We start from the raw sequence: 18,998 nt of genomic DNA on the forward strand, positions 1-18,998 counted from the left end.
TTGCTGGAACCGAATTCGAAAAAGAAAAGCACGAAAAATCGATAGCGAAGTAAACCCGATTTATATGACCGGCTGATGACGCATGCAACGGCTATGGCGGCGCGCGTTGCCACGCTGCCGCTTGCCCGGAATCAGGCCAACGCGTGCTGCGCCAGCCATTCCGTCGGCGACGCCCCGATCCGCTGGCTGAACACGCGGGTGAACGCAGTCGGACTCATGTAGCCGACTGCGGGGGCCACCAGTTTCAGGGATTTACCCGCCTTGAGCAGCGCCTGGGCTACGCCGATGCGCCAGTCGGTCAGGTAATCGAGCGGCGTCATGCCGACTGTTTCGCGAAAGTGGACCGCAAACCGGGCTCTCGACATACCCGCCGACTCCGCCAGTTGCTCCAGCGACCAACTCTGCTCGGGGCGCTCGTGCATGGCGGTGATGGCTTTTGCCAGGCGCGGATCTGCCAGCCCTGCCAGGATCCCGCTGGCCATCAACCTGGTGCTCATCGCATGGCGCAGCAACAGGATCAGGAAGTATTCGGTGAGACGGTCGATGGCGGCCTGCCGGCCGCAATTCTGCGAAAAAGCTTCTGCAAACAGCAGCGCCAGCATCGGCTTCAACTCCGGGACCGACTCCAGCGGCACCACCATCGCCTCCGGCAAGGCCTTCATCACCGGGTTTTCCATGCCGCCGCCGAACTGGATGCTGGCGCACACCATTTCGGTGTTATCGCGCTCGTCGGCGTGCAGCCGATGCGCACTGGGCCGGGGGAAAAACAGTACCGACGGTTGATCGATCGTGATCGGCGCCTGGTGCGGGCGCGAGACCACCAGGCGGCCGCTCTTGATCAGATGGATATACCCGCTTCCCTCCGCCAAATCGATATCCGTGTTGCTGCATAGCGCGCCGGAATGAAACACTCGCGCGGAAGGGGCAAAGCGCTCGAACAACGGTGACAATCTATCCATTTTTTCCTCAATTCGATACTAACTGCAATCATCACAATACTATTGACGATAAATAGTATCACGTCCGATGGCATGATTCTACTCATGCACTCCGCACCTATTTGAAAGGAAAACCTCATGTCCGCTTTACCCGATCTGAAGGCCGATGCAGTACCTGCTTTCACCCAACACACATCCGGTATTTCACTGATTGATTTCTCGGCACCCTGGTGCGGCCCCTGCAAGGCGCTGGCGCCGACGCTGGATGCGCTTTCCGCGGAATTCGAAGGCCAGGTGCGGATGGCCAAGGTCAACATCGATGACGCCCCGGAACTGGCGCAAGCGCACGGCATACGCGGTGTACCGACGCTGATTTTGTTTGAAAACGGCAAACCCGTGTCACAGAAAGTCGGCTTGCAGAGCAAGGCCTCCTTGCAGGAATGGCTCAGCGAAGCCGTGCTGCAGCATCGGCAGCGCGCATCCTGACGGCCTGTTTGAAGCACTGATTTTGATTCTCCCTACCCACTATTCTTGTTAATACTGAAAGATTAAAAATGAACATCCAAAAATTGATTGTTACTACCGCCCTCGTCGTTACTGCTGCGGCTGCTGCCGGTTCCGCTCTGGCTGATGCCGTTTATCCGGTTGACGCACCGTTTGTCTCCACCAAAACCCGCGCCGAAGTCGTCGCGGAGTTGACCCAGGCTGGCGACCAGGCCCGTGTCAACTACAGCAATTCAGCTTCGCTCTATCCGGTACTGCAAGCCGCCGCCTCGACCAAAACCCGCGCTGAAGTGCGGTTGGAATTGGCTGCTGCCGAGGCCAATCACGAACTGGATAGCATCCGTCACGACGGCGGACGCTAATTTTGAGCTCCCCCTGCCCGGTAATCCAGCCAGGCAGGCACTATCCCGACATTATTGTTAATACTGAAAGATTAAAAATGAACATCCAAAAATTGATCGTTACTACCGCCCTTGTTGTTACTGCTGCGGCTGCTGCCGGTTCCGCTCTGGCTGATGCCGTTTATCCGGTTGACGCACCGTTTGTCTCCACCAAAACCCGCGCCGAAGTCGTCGCGGAGTTGCAACAGGCTCGCGATCAGGGTCTCCTGAGCTACAACGATGCGACCTATCCGGTGCTGCAAGCCGCCGCCTCGACCAAGACCCGTGCTGAAGTGCGGGCGGAATTGGCTGCCGCCGAGGCCAATCACGAACTGGGTAGCATCCCTTACAACCATGGTAGCTAAGACCGAGCAACGGGGGCGCGCAGGCCGCCTCCTAGGCGGTAACTTTCAAACCGTTTAAGATAACCGTCCTGGAGTTCAGCATGCAACCGGTCGGTCACGACTATGGAGAACCACAATGCCGTTTGATGTTGATCTGTTCGTGATCGGTGCCGGTTCCGGCGGTGTGCGCGCCGCGCGCTTTGCCGCCGGCTTCGGTGCCCGGGTTGCGGTGGCCGAGAGCCGGTATCTGGGCGGGACCTGCGTCAACGTCGGTTGCGTACCGAAAAAACTGCTGGTGTATGGCGCGCACTTCAGCGAGGATTTCGAGCAGGCCGGCGGCTTTGGCTGGCGCGCCGGCAAGCCGGAGTTCGACTGGGCCACACTGATCGCCAACAAGGATCGCGAAATTCATCGCCTGGGCGAGGTCTACCGCAAGCTGCTGGCAGGCAGTGGCGTTACCCTGCTCGAAGGCCACGCCCGGCTGATCGACGCCCACACGGTCGACGTCAACGGCCGGCGCTTGCGTGCCGCCAACATCCTGATCGCCAGCGGCAGCTGGCCGTACGTGCCGGACATCCCCGGCAAGGAACTGGCGATCACCTCCAATGAAGCATTTTTCCTGAAACAGCTGCCGCGCCGTGTTCTGATTGTGGGCGGCGGTTACATCGCCGTCGAATTCGCCTCCATCTTCCACGGACTGGGTGCGCAGACCACCCTGATGTATCGCGGTGCACTGTTGCTGCGGGGCTTTGACGGCAGCGTGCGGCAACATCTGCATGAGGAACTGCTGAAGAAGGGCCTGGCGCTGGAATACAACGCCGACATCGCCCGCATCGACCAACTGGACGACGCCAGCCTTGCGGTGACGCTGAAGGATGGCCGCGTGCTGGCAACCGATTGCGTGTTTTTCGCCACCGGCCGCCGCCCGATGCTGGACAATCTGGGTCTGGAGAACACCGCAGTCGAACTGGATCAGAAAGGCTTTATCAAGGTCGACGACGCATACCGCAGCACCGAACCATCGATCCTGGCGCTCGGCGATGTCATCGGCCGCGTACAACTGACGCCGGTGGCGCTGGCGGAAGGCATGGCGGTGGCGCGGCGCTTGTTCCGTCCGGAAGAATACCGTCCGGTCGACTACAAAATGATTCCAACCGCCGTCTTCAGCCTGCCCAACATCGGCACGGTCGGACTGACCGAGGAGGAGGCGCGCAGCGCCGGGCATAACGTCACCATCTTCGAAAGCCGCTTCCGCCCGATGAAGCTGAGCCTGGGGGAGTTTCAGGAGAAAACCCTGATGAAGCTGGTGGTGGACGCCGCTACCGACAAGGTGCTCGGCTGCCATATGGTGGGCCCGGAGGCCGGCGAAATCATCCAGGGCATTGCGGTCGCGCTGAAGGCCGGCGCCACCAAGCGCGTGTTCGACGACACCATCGGGATCCACCCGACTGCGGCGGAGGAATTCGTCACTTTACGGACACCGTTGCCGGGCTGACAAGGGCTTCGATGTCGGCGGCGTGAAATGCAAAGAGGCTCCCACTTGAGGAGCCTCTTCGCTTATCTTGGATCGCATTGCATCAGAAATGCAGTTTTATCACCTCGTCAAAGGCCACTTCCGCCGACTTGCCCTGCTTCATCAATGCGGTGATTTCCGCAGAGTATTCGCCGATGCTGGGTGGAAGCAGGTCGCGATGGAGCTTGAAATACTCGTACTTCTGGGAATCGATGACATCCTGCACTTTGACCGTTGCCGCACGGGTGCCGCCAGTGCTTCTGGTGCGGGTGGCGGCCGCTGCGCGCGTACCGACCCCGGCGATAGCGGCCTTGATTTGATCCAGCGTATATACCATGCTGCCGTTGCTGCCAACGAATTCGTCGGCGACCGGATGCAACAAGTGATTGTTGCTGTCGAATGCCATTTTTTTATCGGAACTGTTAATCACCTGATAATACGGACGCTGTCCGCCAGCGGTCAGTCCGAATTGCACGCGATCGCCATACGAGGCCATTTGTCCTGCAACATCATTCAGGTAGTCAACTGACAGAGTGTTAATCGTGCCGTCCCAGCGTTTGCTTCTTGTCGTCTTCAAAATACAATATATCCAATAATGATGGCCAAATCACATCACCGCAGGTGTTGATGCTTGCCGCTTTGCAACAAACTGCGCGTGATCCGTGCCGTGTATAGGTCAGGTCAGACCGACATTATCCCCCGACACGATTTATTCCGAACGGACTAGCGCAAAATATATTCGTGTTGTGCGCATGCATCGTGTTTCCGGGCGTCAAGGAATGGGTTACGGAACGATGGTGGTGAAAAGGTAGACCGCAAAAATCACCAAATGGACCGTCCCTTGCATCACGGTGGTACGGCCGGTGCCGAGCGACAACGTGGCGACGATGAAGGACAGCAGCAACAGCACGGTGGATTTTATGTCCAGGCCAAGGGACAGCGTCCAGCCGGTGCTGAGCGAGACGATCGCTACCGCTGGAATGGTCAACCCTATGCTGGCCAGCGCCGAGCCGAGCGCCAGGTTGAGACTGGTCTGAAGCCGGTTGGCGCGCGCGGCGCGTACCGCAGCCAGTCCTTCCGGCAACAGCACGACGGCGGCAATGATAATGCCGACCAGCGTCTTCGGCGCACCGACGCTTGCCACGGCGGTTTCCAGGGCCGGTGCCAGCGACTTCGCCAGCAGAACCACCGCTCCCAGGCAAACCAGCAAGAGGCCGCCGCTGATCCAGGCGACTTTGACGGAGGGCGGCGCCGCATGCGCTTCCTCATCGCTGACGGCTTCATCCGGCAGGAAGTAGTCGCGGTGCCGCACCGTCTGCACCAGCACGAAGGTCCCGTAGAGAACCAATGAGATAACGGCAATAAAGGCCAGTTGGCTGGAACTGTAGAACGGCCCCACAGCGCTCGATGTGTAGTTGGGCAATACCAGCGTCAGGACCGCAATCGCCGCCAGGGTGGCGAGCGAGGCACTCACGCCCAGCAAGCCGAAGGTTTGCTCCTTGTGCCGGCTGGCGCCTGCCAGCAGACAGATGCCGACGATGCCGTTGAGGATAATCATGATCGCAGCAAACACGGTGTCGCGTGCCAGCCCCATCGTTTCCGCACCGCCAGCCAGCATCAGCGAGACGATCAGCGCCACCTCAATCAGCGTCACCGCCAGCGCCAGCACCAGTGTGCCGTAGGGTTCGCCGATCCGATGGGCGACCACCTCGGCGTGATACACGGCAGCCAGCACGCCGCCGAGCAGGCCGACCACCAGCAATATTGAATAAGCAGCGCCGAGATGAAGACTCGCACCGGCAAGGAACAGCCAGCCGGCAATCGGAGCGACGATGGACCAAATGGGGAGGGAGGGGAAATTTTTCATGGGTCGATTGGACACGAGTCAGGCATTTTTGGCAAGTCAGCGCTGACCAGCGCAAGCTGGAATTCCTTTTTTTGAAACGCGTCCAGCATGGAGCCGAACGTAAGCAATCTCTCCCAAGGCTTGTTTCGCGTTCCTGGTCTAACGCTTTAGGGCAGTCGGACGTTTATTTAATTAGAGCGTCCTTAAATCTTTTCAGATAAATCACCCTCCTTTTTACGGGCACCTCCTATATACATGCACAGCATGTGATGCTTAACATCTTGACCAGATTCTATTTTTAATAAAACAGCCAACTGCTGACGTCCTTCACGGTCGATCTCATAGGGCAACAACCATACTTTAACCAAAGTAACTTTAATTTAAAAACCTGTAATTAACTTAGGGAAGGCTTACTCATGATCCATAATTTTGAATCTGGCAACGTAGTTGGACAAAAGCTATTTCGTAATAATGCAAAGATGATTGCAGCTTCTGAGATTGGTTATAGCATTGCGCAGGAACATAACATGATCGGAATTCGTGTTGTTGCCAACGGTGGTCAGAACCGGTTACGTGATATTTCGACTGGAAAGGAATTCGTAAATTTATGCTCCTGCTCTTATCTTGGGTTAAATAGCCATCCTGACGTGTTGCAAGGTGGGATTGATGCTTTGCAAAGCCAAGGCATTACCGGCCTTTCGATGGCAGAGTATCGGATTCGGTTAAGTGTGATGGAAGATTTAGAACAGCAATTGAGGGATCTTTTTAACGGGCCAGTATTACCAGCCATTTCATGCAGTACATTGACCGCAGGAATATTGCCACTGCTTGCCTCCGGGCATTTAACGGATGGTCAGCCAATGGTCATGGTGTTCGATAAGTTTGCGCATTTTTCAATGGCATTCATTAAACCAATCATCGCTGATGAAACACTGGTACTTACTTGTCCTCACAATGACATGATGTATTTGGAAGAAATCTGCAAGAAGTATTCCAGGGTGGCATATATCTGTGATGGCGTGTATTCGGTTGGCGGAGTAGCCGATCTTTCCGCACTTTTGTCACTTCAAGAGCGCTATGGTTTATTCCTTTACTTTGATGACTCTCACTCTCTTTCTGCCGAGGGTAAGAGCGGGGAGGGCCACATCCGGTCGCGGCTTAAGGAATTGAACGATAGAACGATTATCGTTGCCTCTATTGCCAAAGCATTTGGCAGTACCGGCGGTATTGCCATGCTTGGTTCGGAAAAACATTTCGAGTTCTTATATCGATCTGGACCTTTGGGATGGTCGCAAAGCTTGCGTACGGCTGCCATCGGAACCACTCTCGGCAGTATAAAAGTACATAAAAGTGCAGAGCTGAATAAACTGCAACGACAACTAAAACAAAACATTGCATTATTTGATGAGCAGATTAATACATTTCAGCGCGGCAATGGACTTAATATCAAGGTCGTAGAAGTTGGCGATCAGGGAAACGCCGTGCATTTGTCAAAAACCCTTTATGAGAGAGGATTCTATTGTTCACCTGTATTCTTTCCAATCGTAAGCAAAGATAGGGCGGGTATTCGACTCATGTTGCGCGGTGATCTGCCATCGGAAACTGTGCAGTCTTTTATTGACCAGCTTAAAGACGTATTGGCAGAGATGAATGTGCAGCATTGACGGCTGTCTTACGTGTTTTTATTATATAAATTTTCTACATGCTTGCAGCGAAAAATATCGATGTATGTTTTTTGAAAAGTCAAAATGGAACCTTGCTCTAAAAATGGCGTAACAGAAGTTAGCGGCAACAAATCGACTATGGCATGGCTTAGTTTCTTCGGAAGCGTCATTGCCGTTTTGATGAGCATTATGGACATTCAGATTACGAATGCGGCTATTGGTACAATTCAGGCGGCCATTCCATTTCCTTTGGAAAAAGGTTCCTGGCTTTCTTCATCTTATTTGATTGCAGAAATTGTTACCTTGCCGCTTTCGGGCTTACTTCTGAAAGCATTGGGAACAAAACGTTATGCTTTTACTTTTTGCATGATGTTCATGACTAGTTCGGTACTCTGCGCACACGCCTGGAATTTTTCCAGCCTGATTATTTTTCGCATTTTCCAAGGTGCCGCAGGTGGTGCGTTGATGGCTTTGGCCTATAACATCATCATTATCAAACTACCAGCATCGGAACACTCAAAGGCGAACACATTATTTGGCGCCACCGTTGCATTAGCTCCCACGATTGGTCCTATGATTGCTGGCGTAATGACGGAATCTTTCGGATGGCAATCATTGTTCTATATCAATCTTCCTATCGGTATACTTGCATTGTGTTTGATGATGACCGGATTGCGCGACGATATTAGCCGCTTCCAAGGAAAACTACGGATTGATTTTCTTGGCCTGATTACGATTTCGATTGGCCTGGGTTGCCTGCAAATCGTTCTTGAGGAAGGCCATAGTCAGGGATGGTTCGCGTCCAAGGGGATTTTTATTTTTTTTGCGACGGCACTGGTAGCACTAACAATATTTGTGGTGAATGAATTGCGCATCCGCGATCCATTGGTTAATCTTTTTCTCTTGAAAAACCATCAGTTATTGATTAGCTGCATTGCAAATTTACTGGCTGGAGCTGCTTTATTCGGCTGTTATTTCTTGATTCCTTATTTCCTGATCACACTAAAATCTTATTCTCCAATTCAGATCAGTAATATTATTTTTTTTGGTGGATTAGCACAACTGGCGGCGCTAGCATGCATGCCAATGATACTGAAGAGAATAAATATTTATGTATTGATAGCGGCAGGTAGTTCTCTCTTCGCGCTGAGTTCTATCACATGGAGTTATATTGCAACCAGTTTTCATTATGAATGGGTTGTGATTGCACAAATATTACGTGGCCTCGGCGGAACACTGATGTTGACACCACTAGGTATATTGGCAACAACGTCAATAAAAAAGACCGATGCTGCTTCTGCATCGATTTTGTTTAATGTATCTCGTACTCTTGGTGGTGCATTAGGGGTAGCCACATTGACGACACTGGTGAATTATCGACAAGAACATTATTACGCCATTTTTATACGAACGTATCAACATGCTTTGCCTGTCACATTTGATTCCTTGGTACACCAAAGTTATCAACTGGCGTTTCGGGATACGTTCCAGTTGATGTGTGTGATGCTGTTGATGACGGCATGTGTATTTGTCATTTTGCGTAGCAACGGCCTCTTCAACCGCAGTCAAAAATAACCCTACATCAATCCCATGGAAAGCAGCGACGAAAAGAACGTCGCCACGCTTAAGTTGGGTGGATTGCCTCCACGGCGAACTCGCCGGAGAGCATCCGAGCGAATTCCCCGTCATCGATCAGTCGCTGCAACTCGCTGGCCCCGCCTACCAGAACACCTTTCACGAACACCATCGGAAACGTGCTCCACCCGGTCCACATCTTGAGCGCGGTGCGGGGGCGCCACCCTCCCAGATAGCTGCCGTACTCCAGATACTTGTACGGCGTGCCAAGGGCATCCAGCGCCTTGCGCGCCTTGCGCGGAAACGGGTTTTGCGCCATCCCGACCACCACCACCGGATGGGCGGCGATTGCCGCCTGCACTTCCCGCACAATGCCGGCATTGCCGTTGGCAATTCTGTCGCGGATAGCTGGATGGATATGGACTTCATCGAGAATGCTGCGGCTCATGTCGGATTCCTTGGCTGGATAATTGCAGAAACGCAAATGTTGTAGGGTACGCGCAGCGACGAGATTTTGGAAGCCGCTCGCATGCCAGATGATCGACGACCGACGCCAGGACGTTGCCGGCATCGCGCAGGGGCTATTTCGGCTGTCCCTCAGCCGTCGCGGCCAGCGGTGTTACCGCGCCCGCCAGGGCGTCATGGATAATGATGCCTTCTATCGGATCCACCGGCCGGGTCCACGGCGCCAGATCCAGCATGCGCTGCGTATCGGCATAACCTGCCTGCCAGCGCGTGTGGATGCCGGCCGGCGTGAAGTCGATGTCCTTCATCTGGTCCTCGCTGGCGATACCCGAGGCGACGATTCTGGCGACGTGCATCGTGGTTTTGCAACCCCACCCGGCAAGCTCCTTGATTTCGGGAGAATTGCGCAGCTTCTCCGGCATCGCCTTCAGCATTTCGAGGATGATGTGCCGCAGGTGGTGAATCTGCTTCTGGCGTGCGATGTGGCTATTCGCGCGGCTCGCGTATTGAATGTCCTTTTCCCTGCCGGCGACTTGCCACAGCGATTCGGGCAGCGGGCCTTCCGGGTTCCAGACGTCCACGGCAAAGATCAGGGAATCGCGGCGCGGACGATCTTCCAGCACAGCCTCGATCGGGGTGTTCGAGTAGAGCCCGCCATCCCAGTAGAAATCATCATCGACGCGGATTGCCGGAAACGCCGGCGGCAACGCGCCTGACGCCATGATATGGTCCAGCGCGATGGCTTCTTTGCTGCTGTCGAAGTAGCGCATTTCGCCGCTGCTTATCTTGACCGCGCCAAGTGAAATACGTGTGTGCCGACCATTGATGTAGTCGAGATCCACCAGACTGGCGAGTGTCTGGCGCAGCGGTGCCGTCGTGTAATACGCTGCATGCTCGATGCCAACCAGGGCGTGCTGGCCAAACCAGGCTATCGGATTCGGGGTAAAGAACGATGGAATGCCTGCCGCCATCGTCATCAGATTCACCATGGCATTCCCGACCGACGGGAAACAGAATTCCGGCACATTGGCAGCGGCGTTCTGCTCGACACTGTTCCAGAATGTGTGCAGGCGTTCGAGCCGCTGCGCCGGCGGATTGCCTGCGATGAGAGCGCCATTGATGGCGCCGATCGAGGTCCCGATCACCCAGTCCGGTTCAATCCCCGCCTCATGCAGCGCCTGGTAGACGCCGGCCTGGTAGGCCCCCAGCGCACCGCCGCCTTGCAGTACCAGTACTACCTGGCCCGGAAGCGTCGCAGCGCTGCCGCGACGTGCGGTTTTTGTTGGTGATTTAGCCATTTTTCAGTCATCCTGAATGTGCCTGTTTTGCATTGTGGGCCCGTTCCGCTGAGGTGTGCAAGCAAATCCAGGAGGCGGCTGCGCTGCCGGCAGCGGATGATCGTGCCATGCAACATCGTCTCCACGGTAGGCCCTTGCGCCCGCATTAACCGATAACCGAGGGCTGCGCGTCCGCTTGTTGAATCAACCAGGTTTTAAGCGCCTGCACTGGCGCGCGAAGGATTGCTGCGCGAGGATGGATCAGGTAATACCCCATGGGTAAGGGCAAACGCAAGCCGAACAGCTCGATAAGCGTCCCGCCGGCCAGTTCGTCTTCGGTCAGCACGGCGCTGCTCAGCACCACGCCCTGCTCCCTTACGGCCGCGTCGATGGCAATCAGCGATTGATCGAAATGGATGCCCGGAATGGCGTTGATGCCGGCCTGCTCCAGCCCGCTGAAGTGCTGTAGCCAGGCCTCCCAGTGGGGGTGCAGCGTGTTGTGAAGCAGTGTGGCCCGCATCAGATCCTCGGGACGATCGAGTCCAATGCGCCTGGCGTAGCCCGGACTGGAATACACGCGGGCTTCGTCGGCATACAGCAGCTGTGCCGCTAGATCCGGATCGTTACCGTCGAAATAGCGGATCGCCAGGTCAATCGCATCGACTTCAAAATCCATCAGTGCGGTGGACGAACTCAGGTGCAGCGCTACTTCGGGATGACATTTAAGGAAATCCGCCATCCTGCGCGCAAACCACTTTGCCGCCAGGCTCGGCGGCATCGACAACCAGACGTCGTTTTTCTGGCTGAGTCGCAGCGCCCGGCTCGCCTGCGCGATCTGAGCCAACGCCGGCTGGATGCGCGCGTAATAGGCCAATCCGGCCGGCGTGGGCTGCACCTGGCGAATATGTCGGGTGAACAGCGCGATGCCTAGCCATTCTTCGAGCTTGCGGACCTGTTGCCCGATCGCGCCGGGCGTGACGTTGAGCTCGGCGGCTGCAAGAGAAAAACTACTCAGACGCATGGCAGACTCAAGCGCGACAAGGGATTTCAAAGGTGGCATGTCGTTCATGGCGTATTTTTTCTATCTCATCGAGGATAATTAATGATTTGTAACACGCCTGCTGCGGAGGGACAATCGACTATCGCTCAATATTATTCAAGGCTGCCTCACATGAAGAACTTCGCCTATCCCGCATTTGCCCTGCTTGGTCTGGTCTGGGGCACGAATTTCCTGTTCATGAAATGGGCCAGCGTCTGGATATCGCCGTCCCAGATCGTGTTCCTGCGCATTCTGTTCGGGTTTCTGCCCGTTCTGGCGTTCGCGCTGATGCGCCGCTCGCTAAGGTGGAGCCACTTCCGGCACACACATCACTTTTTGGTCATGTCCCTGTTGGCCACGGTTTTCTATTACTACGCTTTCGCAAAAGGCTCCTCCCTGCTACCGTCAAGCGTGGCCGGGATGCTGAGCGGCGCCATTCCGTTGTTTTCGTTCATCAGCGCGTGGGCGGTTCTGCGGCAGGAACCTGTCACTGCCCGGATGGCGGCGGGCATATGCGCCGGCTTCGTCGGCGTTTTGCTGATCGCCCGCCCCTGGGCAAGTGCCGCGAGCGTCAATTTCGAGGGTGTGCTGTACATGGTCGCCGGTTCGCTCAGCGTCGGCTGTTCGTTCGTCTATGCGCGCCGGTTCCTGTCCGATCTGGATATTTCGCCGGTGGCGCTGTCGACCTACCAGATCGGCGGGGCCTTGCTGATGATAGCGAGCGTCACCGACCTGCACGGCATCGGGCGCATCACTGCGGATTCCAGGGCGCTGGCCGGACTGGTACTCGGTCTCGGTCTGATGGGGACCGGGGTCGCCTACATTCTTTACTACTTTATCGTGCAACGCCTTGGTGCGTTCGCCGCCTCTGGCGTGACCTATATTCCGCCAGTCGTCGCGCTGCTGATCGGCTGGCTCCTGGCGCACGAGCCCCTGCGCTCGCTGGATCTGCTCGCCATGGCTTGCATCCTGGGCGGCGTGTATTTCCTGCAAAGCGGGAGAACGAGTGCCGGATTCCAGCGCAGGGGCAAAGCGCAACGCGCATAGACGTGCAGGTACAAAATGGACCTGGCCAGGCACTATGCACCCGCGTCTTCCTGAAATCAGCCTGCCGACCGGCGCAATGCCGGCACCTCCTGTAATGCGCCGCGCTTGCCCAGCACCAGTTGCACCACGACCGCCACCAGAATGTTCAAGACCAGCGCCAACAGGCCTGTGTACGCGGTGTAGCTGACAGCTCCCAGCACCAGCGTATGCACCGGCTTGATGCCGTCCGCAAACGCCAGCCAGCTGCCGCTGACTATGCCGGCCGCCCATCCGGCCAGCAAGGCAGGAGCGCGGAACCAGCTGAAAAACAGACCAAACACGACCGCCGGGAAGGTCTGCAGGATCCATACTCCGCCCAGCAATTGCAGATCGAGCGCAAACTTGGTCGGTACGAACAGGACGAAAACCAGCGCGCCTAACTTGACGACAAGCGATGCGATCTTCGCCACCTTCGCTTCGCCGGCCGGCGTCACGTCCGGATTCGCATACGGCTTCCAGAAATTGCGCGTGAACAGATTGGCAGCGCCAATCGACATGACGGCGGCCGGCACCAATGCGCCGATCGCAATCGCGGCGAAGGCAAATCCGGTGAACCAGCTCGGGAACAGCGCATTGAATAGCGCCGGCACCACGTCGTTATTGTTCTTGACCGTGATCCTGGCCGCATACGCCATGAAGCCCAGCAGCGCGATCAGGCCAAGCAGCACCGTGTATGCCGGCAGGAATACCGCGTTCTTGCGGATCGTATCGGCGCTTTTCGCAGCGAAGATACCAGTCAGCGTATGCGGGTACATGAAGGCTGCCAGGGCAGAACCGAAAGCCAGCGTGGCGAACGGCAGGATCTGCTGGGATTTGAGGGTCAGGCCGGTCGCTCCGCCCTTGACGGCAAACGCTTCGCTGGCCGATGCGAATACCGCGCCGTAGCCGCCCAGCTTCATCGGCACCAGCACGACCGCAACCAGCACGACGATGTAAATCATCAGGTCTTTAACGAAAGCGATCAAGGCCGGCGCGCGCAGTCCCGCTGAATAGGTGTACAGCGCCAGGATGATGAAGGCGGCGGTCAGCGGCAACTCTCCCGTCAGCCCGAGCGCCTGGATGACGACTTCCATGCCGATCAACTGCAGCGCGATATACGGCATGGTGGCGACCACGCCGGTCAGCGCAATGGCAAACTCCAGCGTGCGCGAACCGTAGCGCCCGTACACGACGTCGCCGGCGGTGACGTGCCCGGCGCGGTGGGCGCTATGCCAGAGTCTTGGCATGATGATGAAGACGACCGGGTATACCAGGATCGTATAGGGCAGCGCAAAGAATCCGTAAGCGCCGACTGCATACACCAGCGCGGGCACCGCAATCACGGTGTATGCGGTATAGAAGTCGCCGCCAACGAGAAACCAGGTGATCCAGGTGCCGAAGTTGCGCCCGCCCAGGCCCCATTCATCCAGGTGAGCGCCCGTGCCGGCTTTGCCGCTTTGCCAGCGCGACGCGCCGAATCCCAGCACCGTCACGAGCACGAAGAAAAACACGAAGACGGCGAGCGCCGTCCAGTTGATATGGCTTTCCATTATTCGACTCCTTTGCGTACGCCATGCCGATACACGATCCAGATTAACAGCGCGGTGACAGGCACCCAGGCAAACTGGTACCAGTAAAAGAACGGAAAGCCAAATAGCGTCGGCAGTTCGTGGTTATAGAAAGGAATCCATAACAAGCCAATGAAGGGCAAGACCAGCAAAATCCACATGAGATATCTCCTGAGAGTACCGTCAACTTGCGTAGTGCCAGATAATAATAATACTGCTTGATCAAGGCACCGTCATTGCCAAATGATCATTAACCATGGCGAAAATAATGCTGCAACGCATTGAAGCGCCGCAAAGCGGCGTGCAACCCGTCACGTTGTTCCTGTGTGGCGATGTCATGACCGGCCGGGGTATCGACCAGATACTGCCGCACCCGGGCAAACCGCATCTGTATGAGTCCTACATGCGCTCGGCGCTCGGCTATGTCGCGTTGGCTGAAGGCGCGGCCGGAGCAATCGCAAGGCCGGCGAATTTCGCCTATGTCTGGGGCGATGCGTTGGCCGCGTTCGCGCGCGCGCGACCGGCTGCGCGCATCGTCAATCTGGAGACCGCTGTTACCGCAAGCGAAGAAGCCTGGCCCGGGAAAGGCATCCACTATCGCATGCATCCCGCCAATGCGCCCTGCCTCACCGCCGCCGGCCTCGATTGCTGCGTGCTCGCCAACAACCACATGCTCGACTGGGGACGCAGCGGGCTGGCCGAGACGCTGGCGACGCTGCGGCAGGCCGGACTGCGCACGGCGGGGGCCGGATGCGACCAGGTTGAAGCCGCTGCGCCCGCGTCCATCGCGCTGGGCGGCTCCGGGCGGGTGCTGGTATTCGCCTTTGGCATGGAGAGCAGCGGCGTGCCGCCGGAATGGGCCGCAACCAAGAAGCGCTCCGGCGTCAACCTGCTGCGGGATTTGTCGGCGCATAGCGTCGCGGCCGTCGCCAAACAGGTGAGCGCACACAAGCGCAGCGGCGATATTGTGGTGCTGTCGATTCACTGGGGCGGCAACTGGGGCTACGAGATCTGCGCCGACCAACGGCGGTTCGCGCAGCGCCTGATCGCCAGCGCGGGCGTCGATGTCGTGCATGGCCACTCCGCACATCACGTGAAAGGCATCGAGGTCTACCAGGACAAACCCATCCTGTATGGCTGCGGCGATTTCCTGAACGACTACGAAGGTATCGGCGGTTATGAAGCCTATCGTCCGGATCTCGCACTGATGTACTTCCCGACGCTGGACGCAGCCAGCGGCAGGTTGCTGCGTTTTGCCATGACGCCGACCCAAACCCGCCACTTCCGCGTCAATCGTGCCCCGCAAGACGGCGTACGCTGGCTATGCGAAAGGCTGAACCGGGAGGGGAAGAAACTCGGCACCCGGGTCGCGCTGCAGCCGGACAATACGCTGTTGCTGCGGTGGAATTAGTCAGACCGGTTCCGCTGCAATTAACGCTGTCGGGCGCATGTCCCGACGCGCGCGGTTGAGGCTCCGCAGCATGCTAAGCGGGCCTGAAATACTGACCTATAATTCATGTGCAACATTCAATCCGGAATGGCTCGCGTACAACAGAAAACAGGCCTTGGCTGACAATGAAAACTTTGCTTTTACCATCGGGAAGGCCGATTCCCGTATTGGGACAGGGAACCTGGTACATGGGGGAAGACCCTGCGCAGAAACAGCGGGAGATCGGCGCGCTGCGACTGGGCATGGATCTCGGAATCAGCCTGATCGACACGGCGGAGATGTACGCCGAAGGGGGCGCCGAAGAAGTCGTGGGCGAGGCAATCCTGGGACACCGTGCCGAAGTATTTCTGGTCAGCAAGGTGTACCCGCACAACGCCGACCGGCGCGGCACACAGGCGGCCTGCGAGCGCAGCTTGCGGCGGCTAGGCACCGATCATCTCGATCTCTACCTGCTTCACTGGCCCGGCGCCGTTCCGCTCGCGGAAACGCTTGAGGCGTTCGAGTCGCTCAAGAAGGCAGGGAAAATACGCGATTTCGGCATCAGCAATTTCGACCGGAGCGGTATCCAGGAAGCGAGCGAACTGCCCGGCGGTAAACGGATCGCGGTCAACCAGGTGCTATACAACCTGATGCGGCGCGGCATCGAATGGGATCTGCTGCCCTGGTGCCGCGAGCACGCCATGCCCGTGATGGCGTACTCCCCACTCGAGTCAGCGCCGAGCGAGCAACGGCGCATGCTGGACAACCCGCGCTTGCAGTCGATCGCCACACGGCATGGGGCCAGCCCGGCACAGATCGCGTTGGCATGGCTGCTGCTGCAGGAATACGTCATCGCCATTCCCAAGGCCGTCGATCCTGCGCATGTGCGCGAGAACCGTGCGTCACTGGATATCATGCTCACGCCGCAAGATCTGACGGAACTCGACCAGGCATTCCCGCCGCCTCGCCGGGATACTCCGCTTGAGATGAGATAAGCCGCGCCGGTTTCGGCGGGTACAGACAATCCGGAAACGATCATCCAGGACGCTTTGTAAAGACGACTTGATGACAAGCTTTGCAGATTGCCTCACTATTCAAGTCCGCGCGATGAGGTGCCAAACTACTCCTTATTCAGATAGTTCTTTTCCAGGAATTCGGACCTGAAATTTTGTGGCGGAGTGGGAATGTCTGGCCGCCCCTCTGGCGTAAAGTCCATGAGATTCCAATACGGCCACACCGTGTCGACATGATTCGCCGACACTTCAGTTCCCCAGAAATGAAAAATCTTTCCCTCCTGCCTCCTGAATACATGCATCACTGGCCATTGCATATCATCAGAGTCTCCCTGGCATTTGTAATCTGCTTGATAGGCAGAGTCCGATCCGGAAACCAGCGCAATCTGCGACCATCCACGTTGTTTGGCCCACGCATTGATTTTATCGGCCGGGGCTTTGGCAATTGCGACAAACGCGGCGTCTTGAGCGACCTGATACCAGGTGCGATCAAACCCGTCGACCAGCGACGTACAGGAAGGACAGGGATTGTCCCAGTTCGGACCGTACATAAATGAGTAAAGCAGCAGGGTGTTTTTGTCTGCAAACAGCTCGGAGAATTTCACACTCTTCCCTACTTTCCCATCGTTGGCCCATTGGAAGACGTAGTCTTCTTTCAACTGCCCGCCGGGAGGGAGATTGCGGCGTCTTTCTGCCACGGATTTTACTTTGTCGACAAGCTCTTGTTCGTCTTTAAGCAATAAGTCACGCGCATCGCGATACTCCCGGCTTTCGTTTGGATACCGTAGTTCACTCATGTCCGTCTCCTCTTTGAAACCAGGATTCGAGTGTACTCCAGACGGCTGCTCGAGGCCGGCTCCGGCATATTGGCCGCGAAGCCTGACCGGCTGCAGTTTGCGATTGTCGAGTTGCACCGGTACTTTCCATAAATAGCGCATTTCAATCATTTATACTGCACTGATCGACGCGCCGCACACGGACGGAGGAATCATGCACCAGCGATACGATGCAATCGTCATTGGCACCGGGCAATCCGGCCCTTCCCTGGCGGTGCGGCTCGCGCAAGCCGGCCGCAAGACCGCCATCATCGAACGCAAGCGTTTCGGCGGCACCTGTGTGAATACCGGCTGCATACCGACCAAGACCCTGATCGCAAGTGCGCGCGTGGCCCACCTGGCGCGCCGCGCCGCCGAATTCGGCGTCATGCTCGACAGTCCGGTCCAGGTCGACATGGCGCGGGTCAAGGCGCGCAAGGATCTGATCGTCCGGCAATCCAATGAAGGCGTCGCCAACTGGCTCAAGAACACAGCCAATCTGACGGTGATCGAAGGACATGCCCGTTTTGAGAGTCCGCACACCATACGGGTCAATGGCGACCTGCTGGAAGCGGATGAAATCTTTATCAATGTCGGCGGACGCGCCTTGGTGCCCGCGCTGCCCGGACTGCAAGAAATTGCCTTCCTGACCAACTCCGGCATGATGGAGGTCGACTTCCTGCCGCAACATCTCCTGATTCTGGGCGGCAGCTACATCGGCCTGGAGTTCGCGCAAATGTATCGCCGCTTCGGCAGCGAGGTCACGGTGCTGGAAGCCGGACCGCGCCTGATCGGACGGGAAGACGAACAAGTGTCGGCAACGATCCGGGGCATCCTTGAGGGGGAAGGCATTCAGGTCAGGCTCGATGCCCGCATCGCGCGGGTCGCAAAACGCGGCGATGCGGTAGTCCTTACCCTGAATGACCACGCTACATTGCACGAAATCTCCGGCTCGCATCTGCTGCTGGCGGTCGGACGCGTCCCGAACACCGACGATCTCGGCCTCGACCAGGCCGGCATCCGGACCGATGAGCGCGGTTATATCGTGGTGGATGAGCAGCTTTGCAGCAGCGTACCGGGAATCTGGGCGCTGGGCGACGCCAACGGCCGGGGCGCATTTACCCATACGTCCTACAACGACTATGAAATCGTCGCGGCCAATCTGCTCGACCATGCAGCGCGCAGCGTCGCCGACCGTATCCCGGCGTATGCGCTGTTCATCGATCCGCCGCTGGGCAGGATCGGCATGACCGAGCGCGAAGTCCGCGCCAGCGGTCGCAAGGCACTGGTCGGCACGCTGAAGATGAGCGGAGTGGGCCGTGCGCGCGAACGCAGCGAAACGCAGGGATACATGAGCGTGCTGGTGGATGCGGAAACAAAAAGAATTCTTGGTGCCATGCTGCTCGGCATTGAAGGCGACGAAGTGGTCCATTCGATTCTTGACGTCATGTATGCCGACGCGCCATACACGGTGATCCAGCGTGCCATGCACATTCACCCGACTGTCTCGGAGCTGATTCCAACGCTATTCGGTGATTTGAAACCGTTGCCGCCGTGACCTAT

At 57.1% G+C, this 18,998-nt stretch carries 19 protein-coding genes; 10 read left to right on the forward strand and 9 right to left on the reverse strand.

Going from position 1 to position 18,998, the window contains the following annotated elements:
• Window positions 1–131 precede the first annotated feature (131 nt).
• Window positions 132–959: an AraC family transcriptional regulator gene (locus AC3CHX_RS26565; RefSeq protein WP_488630938.1), complete on the reverse strand. Its 828-nt coding sequence runs from the start codon at window positions 957–959 to the stop codon at window positions 132–134.
• Window positions 960–1,076: 117 nt separating this feature from the next.
• Here AC3CHX_RS26565 and trxA point away from each other — a divergent pair, with 117 nt between their 5' ends.
• The 4 genes from trxA to gorA all read left to right on the forward strand — a co-directional run bounded on the left by trxA (window position 1,077) and on the right by gorA (window position 3,661).
• Window positions 1,077–1,424 carry a thioredoxin gene (gene trxA, locus AC3CHX_RS26570; protein WP_488630939.1) on the forward strand — a complete coding sequence of 116 codons (348 nt, stop codon included), beginning with the start codon at window positions 1,077–1,079 and terminating at the stop codon, window positions 1,422–1,424.
• 68 nt (window positions 1,425–1,492) lie between these two features.
• A complete protein-coding gene (locus tag AC3CHX_RS26575; protein WP_488630940.1) occupies window positions 1,493–1,804 on the forward strand; it encodes a DUF4148 domain-containing protein in 312 nt (103 codons plus the stop codon).
• 77 nt (window positions 1,805–1,881) lie between these two features.
• Window positions 1,882–2,187, forward strand: a complete 306-nt coding sequence (locus AC3CHX_RS26580) for a DUF4148 domain-containing protein (protein ID WP_488630941.1) — start codon at window positions 1,882–1,884, stop codon at window positions 2,185–2,187.
• A gap of 115 nt (window positions 2,188–2,302) precedes the next feature.
• Window positions 2,303–3,661 carry a glutathione-disulfide reductase gene (gene gorA, locus AC3CHX_RS26585; RefSeq protein WP_488630942.1) on the forward strand — a complete coding sequence of 453 codons (1,359 nt, stop codon included), beginning with the start codon at window positions 2,303–2,305 and terminating at the stop codon, window positions 3,659–3,661.
• An 82-nt stretch (window positions 3,662–3,743) separates the two neighbouring features.
• Here gorA and AC3CHX_RS26590 read toward each other — a convergent pair whose 3' ends face one another.
• Window positions 3,744–4,256, reverse strand: coding sequence for a hypothetical protein (locus AC3CHX_RS26590; RefSeq protein WP_488630943.1), 513 nt, complete (start codon window positions 4,254–4,256; stop codon window positions 3,744–3,746).
• A gap of 207 nt (window positions 4,257–4,463) precedes the next feature.
• Complete coding sequence (locus AC3CHX_RS26595) at window positions 4,464–5,546, reverse strand: calcium:cation antiporter (protein ID WP_488630944.1); 1,083 nt, start codon at window positions 5,544–5,546, stop codon at window positions 4,464–4,466.
• A 395-nt stretch (window positions 5,547–5,941) separates the two neighbouring features.
• Between AC3CHX_RS26595 and AC3CHX_RS26600 the strand changes: the two genes are divergently transcribed.
• Window positions 5,942–7,189: an aminotransferase class I/II-fold pyridoxal phosphate-dependent enzyme gene (locus tag AC3CHX_RS26600; RefSeq protein ID WP_488630945.1), complete on the forward strand. Its 1,248-nt coding sequence runs from the start codon at window positions 5,942–5,944 to the stop codon at window positions 7,187–7,189.
• A gap of 84 nt (window positions 7,190–7,273) precedes the next feature.
• On the forward strand, window positions 7,274–8,764 hold the full coding sequence (locus AC3CHX_RS26605) for a DHA2 family efflux MFS transporter permease subunit (RefSeq protein WP_488630946.1): 1,491 nt from the start codon (window positions 7,274–7,276) through the stop codon (window positions 8,762–8,764).
• A gap of 49 nt (window positions 8,765–8,813) precedes the next feature.
• On the opposite strand, the gene AC3CHX_RS26610 is transcribed toward AC3CHX_RS26605, so the two are convergent.
• From AC3CHX_RS26610 to AC3CHX_RS26620, 3 genes are all read right to left on the reverse strand, one after another.
• Window positions 8,814–9,212: a glutaredoxin domain-containing protein gene (locus AC3CHX_RS26610; protein WP_488630947.1), complete on the reverse strand. Its 399-nt coding sequence runs from the start codon at window positions 9,210–9,212 to the stop codon at window positions 8,814–8,816.
• A 133-nt stretch (window positions 9,213–9,345) separates the two neighbouring features.
• On the reverse strand, window positions 9,346–10,527 hold the full coding sequence (locus AC3CHX_RS26615; RefSeq protein WP_488630948.1) for a patatin-like phospholipase family protein: 1,182 nt from the start codon (window positions 10,525–10,527) through the stop codon (window positions 9,346–9,348).
• 145 nt (window positions 10,528–10,672) lie between these two features.
• Window positions 10,673–11,575: a LysR substrate-binding domain-containing protein gene (locus AC3CHX_RS26620; RefSeq protein WP_488630949.1), complete on the reverse strand. Its 903-nt coding sequence runs from the start codon at window positions 11,573–11,575 to the stop codon at window positions 10,673–10,675.
• A gap of 102 nt (window positions 11,576–11,677) precedes the next feature.
• Here AC3CHX_RS26620 and AC3CHX_RS26625 point away from each other — a divergent pair, with 102 nt between their 5' ends.
• Window positions 11,678–12,592: a DMT family transporter gene (locus AC3CHX_RS26625; RefSeq protein WP_488644945.1), complete on the forward strand. Its 915-nt coding sequence runs from the start codon at window positions 11,678–11,680 to the stop codon at window positions 12,590–12,592.
• Window positions 12,593–12,648: 56 nt separating this feature from the next.
• On the opposite strand, the gene mctP is transcribed toward AC3CHX_RS26625, so the two are convergent.
• Window positions 12,649–14,160, reverse strand: coding sequence for a monocarboxylate uptake permease MctP (gene mctP / locus AC3CHX_RS26630; protein ID WP_488630950.1), 1,512 nt, complete (start codon window positions 14,158–14,160; stop codon window positions 12,649–12,651).
• Entirely contained in the window at window positions 14,160–14,339 is a 180-nt protein-coding gene (locus tag AC3CHX_RS26635; RefSeq protein ID WP_488630951.1) for a DUF3311 domain-containing protein, read from the reverse strand. The genes mctP and AC3CHX_RS26635 overlap by 1 nt, the downstream gene beginning before the upstream one ends.
• A gap of 107 nt (window positions 14,340–14,446) precedes the next feature.
• On the opposite strand from AC3CHX_RS26635, the gene AC3CHX_RS26640 reads away from it, so the two are divergent.
• Window positions 14,447–15,589: a CapA family protein gene (locus AC3CHX_RS26640; RefSeq protein ID WP_488630952.1), complete on the forward strand. Its 1,143-nt coding sequence runs from the start codon at window positions 14,447–14,449 to the stop codon at window positions 15,587–15,589.
• 164 nt (window positions 15,590–15,753) lie between these two features.
• Complete coding sequence (locus AC3CHX_RS26645) at window positions 15,754–16,602, forward strand: aldo/keto reductase (protein WP_488630953.1); 849 nt, start codon at window positions 15,754–15,756, stop codon at window positions 16,600–16,602.
• 125 nt (window positions 16,603–16,727) lie between these two features.
• On the opposite strand, the gene AC3CHX_RS26650 is transcribed toward AC3CHX_RS26645, so the two are convergent.
• Entirely contained in the window at window positions 16,728–17,567 is an 840-nt protein-coding gene (locus AC3CHX_RS26650; protein WP_488630954.1) for a DUF899 family protein, read from the reverse strand.
• A 43-nt stretch (window positions 17,568–17,610) separates the two neighbouring features.
• On the opposite strand from AC3CHX_RS26650, the gene AC3CHX_RS26655 reads away from it, so the two are divergent.
• Entirely contained in the window at window positions 17,611–18,993 is a 1,383-nt protein-coding gene (locus AC3CHX_RS26655; RefSeq protein ID WP_488630955.1) for an FAD-containing oxidoreductase, read from the forward strand.
• The last annotated feature ends 5 nt before the right edge of the window (window positions 18,994–18,998 follow it).

This window comes from Glaciimonas sp. OK215 (assembly GCF_057787885.1).